The 10,727-nt window shown below is 52.8% G+C and carries 9 protein-coding genes; all 9 read left to right on the top strand.

What is annotated here, in order from left to right:
• Positions 1 to 3: 3 nt before the first annotated feature.
• The 9 genes from WA354_RS20100 (at position 4) to WA354_RS20060 (ending at position 10,519) form a co-directional block, all read left to right on the top strand.
• Positions 4 to 153, top strand: coding sequence for a sugar transferase (locus tag WA354_RS20100; protein ID WP_472814801.1), 150 nt, complete (start codon positions 4 to 6; stop codon positions 151 to 153).
• A gap of 123 nt (positions 154 to 276) precedes the next feature.
• The gene (locus WA354_RS20095) at positions 277 to 1,275 is read left to right on the top strand and encodes a Gfo/Idh/MocA family protein (RefSeq protein WP_472814800.1); all 999 of its coding nucleotides are present in this window, start codon (positions 277 to 279) and stop codon (positions 1,273 to 1,275) included.
• Positions 1,272 to 1,784: an acyltransferase gene (locus WA354_RS20090; protein WP_472814799.1), complete on the top strand. Its 513-nt coding sequence runs from the start codon at positions 1,272 to 1,274 to the stop codon at positions 1,782 to 1,784. The genes WA354_RS20095 and WA354_RS20090 overlap by 4 nt, the downstream gene beginning before the upstream one ends.
• A 133-nt stretch (positions 1,785 to 1,917) precedes the next feature.
• The gene (locus WA354_RS20085) at positions 1,918 to 3,165 is read left to right on the top strand and encodes a DegT/DnrJ/EryC1/StrS family aminotransferase (RefSeq protein WP_472814798.1); all 1,248 of its coding nucleotides are present in this window, start codon (positions 1,918 to 1,920) and stop codon (positions 3,163 to 3,165) included.
• A gap of 73 nt (positions 3,166 to 3,238) precedes the next feature.
• The gene (locus tag WA354_RS20080) at positions 3,239 to 4,129 is read left to right on the top strand and encodes a hypothetical protein (RefSeq protein WP_472814797.1); all 891 of its coding nucleotides are present in this window, start codon (positions 3,239 to 3,241) and stop codon (positions 4,127 to 4,129) included.
• A gap of 53 nt (positions 4,130 to 4,182) precedes the next feature.
• Positions 4,183 to 5,202 (top strand): acyltransferase family protein, encoded by a 1,020-nt coding sequence (locus WA354_RS20075; RefSeq protein WP_472814796.1) that lies wholly within the window; start codon positions 4,183 to 4,185, stop codon positions 5,200 to 5,202.
• A gap of 91 nt (positions 5,203 to 5,293) precedes the next feature.
• Positions 5,294 to 6,769, top strand: a complete 1,476-nt coding sequence (locus tag WA354_RS20070; protein ID WP_472814795.1) for an O-antigen ligase family protein — start codon at positions 5,294 to 5,296, stop codon at positions 6,767 to 6,769.
• Positions 6,770 to 6,847: 78 nt separating this feature from the next.
• Positions 6,848 to 8,809 (top strand): acyltransferase family protein, encoded by a 1,962-nt coding sequence (locus tag WA354_RS20065; protein WP_472814794.1) that lies wholly within the window; start codon positions 6,848 to 6,850, stop codon positions 8,807 to 8,809.
• A gap of 114 nt (positions 8,810 to 8,923) precedes the next feature.
• Positions 8,924 to 10,519: a lipopolysaccharide biosynthesis protein gene (locus tag WA354_RS20060; RefSeq protein ID WP_472814793.1), complete on the top strand. Its 1,596-nt coding sequence runs from the start codon at positions 8,924 to 8,926 to the stop codon at positions 10,517 to 10,519.
• Positions 10,520 to 10,727 lie beyond the last annotated feature (208 nt).

Raw genomic sequence — 10,727 nt, 5'->3', positions numbered from 1 at the left:
GGATTGTGGCAAGTTACAGGTAGAAGCACTGTTGATTTCGATGCAATGGTTCGACTCGACCTGAAATATGCCATCGCATGGAGTCCGTGGCTCGATATCAAAATCCTCCTCCGCACGCCCCTTGCCGTGATCCGAGGCTCCGGCGCCTACTGAGGGGCGACTCTATTACACAATTCAGCTTCACACCACTGGCAGAGAACGTCCCTGTCCCAGCTATGGATTCCTGCGTATGTCATCCCCCAACCAATCAGCGGTTCTACTGAAGGACGGCGAAACATGAAGTTCGGAGTAATTGGTTACGGCTACTGGGGACCTAACATTGTGAGGAACCTGGTGAACCTCGAAGGTTCTCAGGTCTTGGCTATTGCGGAGATCAGCCCTCAAGCTCGCGCGCGAGCACAGAAGGCTCACCCCGACGTAAAGGTCATTGCTAGTGCGCTGGAAGTTATAACTTCGCCGGACATTGATGCCATCGCCGTTGTATCTCCGGTGTGGACGCATTACGAACTCACCAAGGCTGCCCTCGAAAACGGCAAGCACGTGTTCGTTGAGAAACCCTTCACCAGCACTTCCGCTCAAGGCGAAGAACTGGTAAATCTCGCGGCGCAGAAGAACCTCAAGGTCATGGTAGACCATACCTTCCTCTTTACGGGAGCGGTAAAGAAAATCAAACAACTCGTTGATGACAAAGCGCTCGGGAACTTGTATTACTACGATTCCACGCGTGTCAACCTGGGGTTATTTCAGCACGATTGCAACGTCCTGTGGGATCTGGCGCCGCACGATCTCTCGATCATGGACTATCTCCTGAAGGGAGATCCAGAGGCAATTGTTGCAACCGGTCAGGGCCACCTGAATGGTCACGAAGATGTAGCTTTCATGACGCTCTATTTTCCGGAAAAGGTAATCGCCCACATCAACGTGAATTGGCTCTCGCCGGTGAAGGTGAGGACAACACTTATCGGCGGTGAGAAGCGCATGCTGGTGTGGAACGATCTCGAAGCCGACGAAAAGCTGAAGGTTTACGACAAGGGTGTCAAGATAGGCAGCAAAGAGGGTGTGTACGAACTCCTTGTCAGTTATCGCTCGGGAGATATGTGGGCTCCACAACTGGAGCAGGGCGAGGCTCTTCGCAACGAATTATCTTACTTCGTCGATTGTGTTTCGACTGGAGAGGAGCCCTTCAATAACGGCTCTGCCGGTCTTCGAGTGGTGCGCATGCTCGAAACGGCGAGTGAGTCGTTGAATAAGAAGGGATCTCTCGTTTATCTATGAACACGTTCAACTGCATTGCCGACGACGTGAAGTTGGGCGAGAACGTTCGTCTTTCCAAATTCATCAACCTCTATGGGTGTGAAATTGGAGACGAGACCAAAATTGGCGCATTTGTCGAGATCCAGAAGAACGCGAAGATCGGTCGCTGCTGCAAGATATCGAGTCATACGTTCATCTGCGAAGGTGTCACGATTGAGGACAACGTCTTCATCGGCCACGGCGTCATGTTCACCAACGACGCCTATCCCCGTGCGACGAGCCTCGACGGAAAGCTCCAGACAGAAGCAGATTGGAGAGTGGAAACGACAGTCGTGAAGCGGGGAGCGTCGATCGGTACGGGCGCTACGATTCTTCCAAATACTTCGATTGGCGAGAATGCCATTGTGGGCGCGGGAAGCGTGGTTACTAGGGATGTCCCAGCAAATGCAATCACAGTGGGCAATCCGGCGAGGGTGTTGCGTTACGTGAACGCTTCTGAGAAAGACAAGGGACTTAACGCAGGCGCTTGAACTTCAACACAAAGCCAGCAGAGAAACCGCAGCCAATGATCTTTTTATCAAATGTACGTTCCAGCTGAAAGGGTGCGTTTAGCCCGATCTTGCAGTTTCGCAATAAGTTATCTGTTGAATGTCAGGAGAGACGATGAATACTGACGCAGCAATTCCATTTCTTGATTTGATCACTCCCCATGTAGAGCTTGAGGAGGAACTTACAGCATTGTTCCGCTGTGTTCTGCGCTCGGCGGGATTCATTGGTGGTCCGATGGTGGAGAACTTCGAGACGGCGTTCGCAGAATTCTGTGGAACACGTCATGCGATCGCGGTGAACAGTGGGACCGACGCCCTGCGGTTCGCCATCATGGCCAGCGGAGTTCAAAGTGGCGACGTCGTGCTAACGGTTCCAAATACGTTCATCGCGACAACAGAAGCAATCTCGCAGGCGCGGGCGATCCCGGAATTCGTCGATGTGGATGAGCAGACCTATAACATGTCTGTGGTGATGCTTCAGCGTTACCTGCAGAAGAAATGCGTTCGCGATAACGCGGGCCGTCTAATCAGCCTTCGCAGCGGGCGCCCTGTGACAGCTGTCATTCCCGTGCATCTCTACGGACAGATGGCCGATATGGATGGGATTCTCGATCTGGCTGAGCAGTATGGCTTAGTTGTAATCGAGGATGCATGCCAGGCACACGGGGCGGAGTACTTCTCAAAAAAGCACAACCGGTGGATGAAGGCGGGCTCCATGGGATGTGCTGCGGCGTTCAGCTTTTATCCGGGAAAGAATCTCGGGGCTTGCGGCGAAGCTGGAGCAATCACCACCAATGATTCTGGCATGGCAGAGAAGACGAAGATGTTGCGTGACCACGGTCAGAGCCGGAAATACTTTCACGACGTAGAGGGTTACAATGGACGGCTCGACGCATTGCAAGCGGGAATTCTGCAAACTAAACTGGCTCATCTGAAATCGTGGAATGAGCTGCGTCGGTCAAAAGCCGCGGAATACAACCGGTTGCTTTCACAATGTGATTCAATCGGCTTGCCATGGGAACCGTCGTCGTCCCGCGGGGTGTATCACCTGTACGTCATCCGCACTATCGATCGCGACGGCATGATGAAGTATCTCAAGGAAGCAGGGATTGGAGTGGGGATCCACTATCCCGTGCCGCTTCACCTGCAGCGGGCGTACTTATCGCTCAACTACGGTGCGGGCGATTTTCCCGTCACGGAAAGCGCGGCCGCCGAGATCGTCTCTCTTCCGATGTATCCTCAGCTTGAGTTCGAACAGCAAGAGAAAGTGGCAGCAGCGGTGATCGGATTTACCGCACAGATGCGGCGCGAATCTGCGGCTGCGGAGTTCAGGAACCTCGTTCCCGCAGAGCCAATCGCCTAGGTTATGTTTTCCATCCCCGATGGTTCTACCCGATCATCGTGTGAATTGACGCTGTGCAATGAGGCTCACCCAAATGAAGTTCGGCAACAAGGACATTGCGATCCAAGGACAATTGATTCGAATCGCCCGTCTGGATGGAGAAAAGTACACGTTTCCAGATGATCCTGAAGAGGTTGTGGCGAGCCTGCGGAGGTGTGGGACGCGCGTTGATCTGTTCACATTTCTGCAAAAACTTCCTGATACTTCACCACGGTATTCGTACCCCTTTGTGATGGACAATCTGGCTGTTCTCGAGGTTTCCACTTTCGATAACTGGTGGAATAACCAGATCCGCTCCTATCCTCGCAACAGAGCCAGGCAGGCACAAAAAAAGGGAGTGGTCTTACGTGAAATTGAATTTGGAGACGAACTCGTTCGAGGCATCCGCGAAGTCTATAACGAGACACCCATACGTCAGGGCAAGCGCTTCCCTCACTATGGAATGACAATGGAACGCGCACGGCAGTATGCGGGAACCTTTCTTGACCGCAGTATTTACGTAGGCGCCTTTCTGGATGAGAAGATGATCGGGTTTATCAAATTGTCCATGGATGAGAGCCGAACGCAGGCTTGTCTCGTCCATATTCTGTCGATGGCTCAGCACAAGGACAAAGCACCGACGAATGCTTTGATCGCGGAGGCGGTCCGTACCTGCGCGAAGAACGGAGTGTCGTATCTCATCTACGAAAACTTCAATTACGGAAACAAGGAAGACAGCCTGACACATTTCAAAGAGGTAAACGGCTTCCAGCGTCTCGATGTGCCGCGATATTACGTACCATTGACCGCGAGGGGCCGCATTGCATTTTCGTATGGCTTGCACCGCCGCATTGTCGACCGAATTCCCGAACCGATCGCGGAAAAATTTCGGGACATCCGAAAGGCTTGGTACGACCGCAGATACCGGGTCTCTGCAGAGTCTTGAGGATGGCGCCCTCCCTTCATGTTCGCCACGAGGACCGTTTAGCAGAGACCAATATGCTGGCTACGGCAACTTCTCCCAAAACCGAGAGAATCCCGGCACTGGACTTTACGAAAGGCGCGTTGGTCCTTTTCATGGTTCTTTACCATTGGATCAACTACTTCATAGGGATAGGCTGGCCTCACTATCGTTATCTTCGGTTTCTAAGTCCTTCATTCATCTTCATAAGTGGCTTCATGGTTTCGAGTGTTTATCTCAGCAAGTACGAGGTCATCGATTTTCGCCTGCCCAAGCGATTGATCGTGAGGGGCCTCAAGCTCCTGGCGATTTTCATCGGACTTAATGGCGCTCGGCTTGTTGTGCTGCCAATCTTGTCTCCCGGCGTTAGCCTGAGTTATCAGTTGGATTCCGATAGCGTCATGGCGGCTTTTGTGACCGGAAACTTCACAAACAAAATTGTGTCGTTTTCCATACTAGTGCCCATTGCCTATCTGCTGATTCTGTCGGGATTGCTCATGTTTCTTTATCGACGCCACAGGTCAATTTTTCACGTTGTCTTTGTGTTGTTTCTGGTATCTGCCGTGATGCTTGACATGCTAGGCGCCAAAACCATGAACCTGGAAATTGTCACAATTGGAATGTTGGGCGTGCTAATAGGATTCAGGCCAAGTGAAACGATTCAGAGAATAGCTCGATACCCCTACCTGCTTGGATTCGCATATGTCCTCTATATTGTCGCCATATCGATCTGGAATGTGCCGTTCCTGCTGGAGATTGTAGGGGTGTGTTTGAGCGTAACAATGATCTACCTGGTTGGGAGCATAGGAACAGCACCCGGTCGACTTCAGAACGTGGTCATTTTGCTCGGCAAGTATTCCCTCCTGGGCTATATCTCGCAAATCGCGATCTTGCAGATTCTTGCTGCAAGCCTGAGGCGTTTCAACCCGGGAATCCCCGTGTTAGCGGGGTCGTTCATAGCCGCGTTCGCACTTACGATCATCAGCGTAGAGATTGTAGACAGGGCCAGAAGAGAGGCAAGGAGCGTCGATAGAGTGTACAGGGTGGTATTCAATTGAGCCTCGGCAATGAGAGAGCTATGAACTCTGCTATGGCGCCTGGAATCGGTCCGTTGCCTATGGAGTGGGGCCGGACGGGAGTTTGCCAAGAATGAGCACCCTCCTTGCAATCGCCATCTGCAGCATCGGAGTAGCGGGACTTTTTTACCTGAACCGGAATAAGGCCGCCAGAACCTCTAAAGGTTTGTGGATACCGATCATATGGCTGATCATTGTCGGGTCCAGACCAGTGACTATGTGGTTCGGGATTCGAGCGATATCCTCAGATACCCTCCAGTCAACGCTGGAGGGCAGCTCTACGGACGCTGCGATCTACGGACTCCTTCTGGCATTCGGGATTGTGATCCTCTTACGGCGGCGAAAGAAGGTAAGGCCTTATTTGAAACTGATGGGGCCACTAATCATCTATTCTTTGTACTGTCTGATTAGTGTGACCTGGGCGCCATACAGCGGTCCCGCATTCAAGCGTTGGACGAAAGACGTCGGAGATGTTGTCATGGCGCTCGTCATTGCTACTGATGATGATCCGATCGCGGCGCTACAGCAGCTTTTCTCGAGAATAGGCTTCATCCTATTGCCGTTTTCGATTGTGATGATTCGTTATACGGACTCCGGTCGCGCCTTTGACCCAGAAGGTGGACCAATGAATACCGGCGTAACGCTGAATAAGAATTCCCTGGGTTTAATCGTCTTCCTTATTTCATTAGGCACGGTGTGGAGTCTGCGCACGCTTCTGGGAAAGCGAGACGAGCCGAATCGGCGCGGGCGGTTGGTTGCACAGACGAGCCTGCTCGCTTTTGGGATAGTGCTATTGTGGATGGCTCACTCATCGACCTCAATCTTCTGCTTTGTTCTCGGGAGCGGACTGATTTTAGCGACCGGCATGCGTTCGGTTAGGACCCGGCCGGCCAGGGTGCACCTGCTTTGTCTGGGAATTCTTTTATTCGGCGGCTTGGTTCTGCTTCTTGGCGGCATGGGCTCTGTCGCAGGCGCGTTGGGCAGGCAGTCGACTCTTTCGGGTAGAACGAGCATCTGGGCCGCAGTAATTCCCGCAGCATCGAACCCAATATTCGGTGAAGGATTCGACAGTTTCTGGACCAGCCCTGCCGCCGATGCTTTTCATCACAACCTTCTCAACTGGTACCACGCCGAACAAATCAATGAAGCGCACAACGGTTACATAGAGGTTTATTTAAATCTTGGCTGGATTGGGGTCATTTTGATTGCGACGGTTCTGATAACCGGTTATCGGCGTGCCGTGGCATCTTTCCGAATGAATCCATCTGCCGCCGGCCTGATGTTAGCGTTTGTGGTGAGCGGAGCATTTTACAGCATCACCGAAGCCGGGTTCAGAACGATGACTCCGATGTGGATATTCGTGCTCATTGCAATCGTCTGCTCGACAGGTATCAGCGCGGGGCTCTGGGGCAGGAAGTCATCTAAGAGGGCTGCTTCGCGTGTTTATGCGATGGCTAATGACGCTGAGACTAACGCAATCAGCACGAACGCGTTTAGCGCAGGTGGTGGAGTAGGCCATTCTGATTTTGCGAGTGCCAACCACCGCTAGTCAGAGATCCACCTTAAAACAGAGAATCGTGTGTGTCCGATTCGATTTGAGTGTGTACAGCCGAGGTCTTCGTCGCAGATGAGAGTTACGAAAACAGCAGCGACCCACAAGCCCAAGTACCGTGCCGACGTAGACGGTCTTCGGTGTGTTGCGGTTCTTAGCGTGTTAGCGTTCCACCTCTCCCCCTCTCGCGTCTCTGGAGGCTTCGTCGGTGTCGACGTATTTTTCGTAATTTCCGGGTACCTGATCAGTTCGATCATTGTCTCGGAGATTAATGCGGGGACCTTCTCGATCCTCAGTTTCTACGACCGTCGGATAAGGAGAATCTTTCCCGCTCTTTTCGCGATGCTGATCGCCTTGTGTGTTGCCGCGTGGTTCCTCTTTCTTCCGGCTGAGTTCGTCGCTTTTGCACGATCCCTGGCTGCAGCAGTAACATCCACGTCTAATTTCTATTTCTGGGCCCATTCAGGGTATTTTGATTCGCCGCTTTCGCGTCCTCTGTTGCACACCTGGTCTCTGGCCGTGGAGGAGCAGTTTTATATCTCGTTTCCACTGCTCCTGCTGGCAGCAAGCCGAATATTCCCTGGGCGAATCAAGGCCGTGGTATTGACACTGTTCTTTGTCTCGCTCGGGTTGAGTGCGTGGGTTGTGACGCGGAACGAAACGACCGCCTTTTACATGCCGTACACCCGCGCATGGGAACTATTGCTGGGTACGATTCTTTCTCTTGGAGTTTGGCCGCGGATGAGGACGGCACTTCTCCGGAATCTTGCGACAGTAATCGGCATTGGAATGATTGGATGGTCGGTGTTGAAGTACACCCCACGAACTGTATTTCCCGGCTTCAGCGCGTTGCTCCCCTGCATCGGCACGGCGCTGATTATCGGTGCAGGCGAACAAGGACCCTCCTACGTATCTGGTTTGCTTTCGTGGCGCCCCGTTGTGTTTATTGGGCTCATATCCTATTCCCTCTATCTCTGGCATTGGCCAATCATCGTCCTGAGCCAATTCGGATTGCTTATCAATTTGAGTTCGATTGTTCCATCCGGCTGGGCATATCTTCTGTCATCTCAGACAACGAATAAGTTGCTTGTCATTCTTCTGTCGTTTGCCGCAGCGATTCTATCCTGGCGATTCGTGGAACGTCCCTTTCGCGCGCATCCGAGGCGAATTGAGCGGAGGGGACTGTTTGCGTTATCTGGAGCTGTGGCCTTCGGGTTGATCCTGTGCGCTGTGGCTGTTGTCCAGTATGCAGGGTTCAAATCTCGATTTCCGCCACGAGCAGTGCAGATTGCTTCGCTTCTATCCGGAGGCGGTGCTGGCGGCGTGGCTACGCTGGGGCAGTGGGGAAAGTGCTCGATCACCGAAGCAAATCGGGCTACCGTATTTACCAACCCTGCATGCGACGAGCTCGGGCCGGGGAAGGGAGGGTTCCTCTTGCTAGGCGATAGCCATGCTGCTGCCTTGTGGCCTGGATTGAAGCTAGCTTCTGCGGACAGAAACGTTCAGCTTGCATCCGTGTGGAGCTGCCGAATTTCACTTCGGGCGACGGGGTCGCCTGTATGCGATGAGGCAATGCGTTTCATTTTCGAAAAATATCTGCCGGCTCACCCCGACAGCGAGTTGCTTCTGGAATCTCAGTGGTATCCGGGAAGTATGCAAGGTATAGTCGAAATCCTTCAGTGGACCAGGAAGCACGACGTGAAGGCCACCATATTCGGACCAGTAGCAGAGTATGATGCACCACTGCCCAGGCTACTGGCTTATTCGATCGCCTGGAATAGACCCGAATTGCCGCAGCAGCATCTCGCGGAATCTTCTCGTGCGATGGACGATCAGATGCAAGCTTTGGGAACCGCGACCTGGCACGTCCCATACGTCTCTCTCTACAGAGCGACCTGCGATGCTGAAGGTTGTGTCGAGTACGCGGATGCGAGGAATAACATCCCGTTAATGAGGGACGGAGACCACTTGAGTGAGGAAGGCGCCGAGCTGATTGTAAAGCGGCTCATTGAATCGGGCAGGCTACGCTTGAATTGAACTTCAGAAGAATTGCACTACGAAGACTGGTTCTGAGGAAAAGTTTCCTGTCGAAGCGGTCACACAGGCGCCAGTCCAATCCCGATTACACACAAATCTTGCAGTGAGGACTAGTTGAGACCATTTCAAGCGGACGGCGCTTTTCAGCCGGTTGAATCCGGCGATGGACTTCGTAGAACGGCGGTCCGGGGTGCCGCAGCATCAGTTGTGGGCCAGACAGCCGGATTTGTTCTGCAAATTGCCTCGGTGATGGTTCTGGCGCGTTTGCTGACGCCGAGTGATTTTGGCATAGTCTCGATGGTCACCACGGTCAACCTTCTTTTTCGCAGTTTCGGATTGAATGGCTTCACAGAGTTGATCATGCAGCGCGAGGAACTTTCAGAGGCTCTGGCCAGCAATCTGTTTTGGATCAACCTAGGCATTGGTACACTTCTCACGTTCGTTTTTGCCGGCTCGGGAAACCTGTTGGCGCTTTTCTTTCACGACTCAGCGGTAGCGCCGGTTGCCGTTGGCATGTCATTGACTATCGTGCTCGGGTGCCTCGCCTATATTCATCTTGCACTTCTCCAACGCGCGATGCACTTTCGGACAGTAGCTATTATTAACATCATTGGATTGTCGGTTTATGTAGTCGTCTCCATCGTCTGTGCGTTTGTGGGCTTGCATTACTGGGCACTTGTATGGGGAACTGTCGGGCAGTCTGTCATCATAGCCGTGCTTTCCTGGGCAATGTGCAGATGGGTACCGAGCCGGCCCACGCGCGCATTGGGGACTTCGTCGGGGGTCACGTTTGCCTTCAATGTCTACTTGCATTTTGGATTCAATTACCTGACTCGGAACACCGATAATCTCCTCGTGGGCTACCGGTTTGGTGCTCAGGTGCTCGGATTCTACAAGAGAGCTTATGACTTGTTTGTTCTCGCAGCGACGCAATTGCTGTCGCCTATCTCTAATGTTGCGGTAAGTACGCTGAGCCGGGTCAGCGGAGACCGTGGCCAGTTCGAGCGCTACTTTCTGCGTGCCTTATCCATCATGGCGTTTCTGGGAATGGGGATTGGGGCTGACTTCTGTCTAGTGGGAAAGGATCTGATTCGTGTCCTTCTCGGACCGCAGTGGGGTGAGGCAGGCAGGATTTTTACGTTATTTGGCCCGGGAATCGGAGTGATGCTCCTGTACAACACGCACGGTTGGATTCACCTTGCAATAGGACGACCCGACAGATGGTTTCGCTGGGGATTGATTGAATTTTTCTGCACTGCGGGCCTATTTGTTCTTATGCTGCGGTGGGGACCCTCGGGAGTGGCATTTGCGTGGACGATTTCGTTCTTCCTGCTCATGTTCCCCGGGTTCTGGTATGCCGGAAAGCCGGTCGGGCTGAAGACGGGAGCAATATTTGCAGTCATCTGGAAGTTCTTCGCAGCATCGCTGGCGGCTGGGTACCTGAGCTACATCGCACTTCACGCCACGCCGTACTCGGGAGCAGAGTTTGGAGCTTTTGGCGCATTCGTGCGAATGATTTCGGTTTCTGTAGTATTTGCTTTGCTCTATCTGTTGGCGGTCATTGTTCTTCACGGGGGCGGGAAACCTATCACCGATTCTGTTGCGTTGCTGAGAGATTTACTACCGCAACGGACCACCAATTCAGTTTCGCCTCGAAATCCCGATGTGGACGAAGCAATTCTTCGTCAGCCCCAAGAGTCAAGGACGTGAGAATGGCGAATCCAAATCAACAACGCGAGATTCAAATGAAGACAAACCTGCTGCGGTCAGGGATATTAGTCTACTTGACGAGGAGCACAGCATGAGCCGGTTACGAATATTGGTGTTGGAAAGAGAGCCGATCCGAGTGTGATGCACGACCCGGCTTCAACGCACAGATCGGATTGCGAGTGCTGGCGGACTGAGGCTGAAGTTATTC

Source organism: Occallatibacter sp. (assembly GCF_049802275.1).
Classification (GTDB): domain Bacteria; phylum Acidobacteriota; class Terriglobia; order Terriglobales; family Acidobacteriaceae; genus Telmatobacter.
The sequence above is the reverse complement of the archived record's forward strand: the minus strand, read 5'-3'. Positions and strand labels throughout refer to the sequence as shown.

Excerpts from the sequence above, each read along its gene's own strand:
- WA354_RS20095 (WP_472814800.1), top strand. The coding sequence starts at position 277 with ATGAAGTTCGGAGTAATTGGTTACGGCTACTGGGGACCTAACATTGTG.
- WA354_RS20065 (WP_472814794.1), top strand. The coding sequence starts at position 6,848 with ATGAGAGTTACGAAAACAGCAGCGACCCACAAGCCCAAGTACCGTGCC.
- WA354_RS20080 (WP_472814797.1), top strand. The coding sequence starts at position 3,239 with ATGAAGTTCGGCAACAAGGACATTGCGATCCAAGGACAATTGATTCGA.
- WA354_RS20075 (WP_472814796.1), top strand. The coding sequence starts at position 4,183 with ATGCTGGCTACGGCAACTTCTCCCAAAACCGAGAGAATCCCGGCACTG.
- WA354_RS20070 (WP_472814795.1), top strand. The coding sequence starts at position 5,294 with ATGAGCACCCTCCTTGCAATCGCCATCTGCAGCATCGGAGTAGCGGGA.
- WA354_RS20090 (WP_472814799.1), top strand. The coding sequence starts at position 1,272 with ATGAACACGTTCAACTGCATTGCCGACGACGTGAAGTTGGGCGAGAAC.
- WA354_RS20085 (WP_472814798.1), top strand. The coding sequence starts at position 1,918 with ATGAATACTGACGCAGCAATTCCATTTCTTGATTTGATCACTCCCCAT.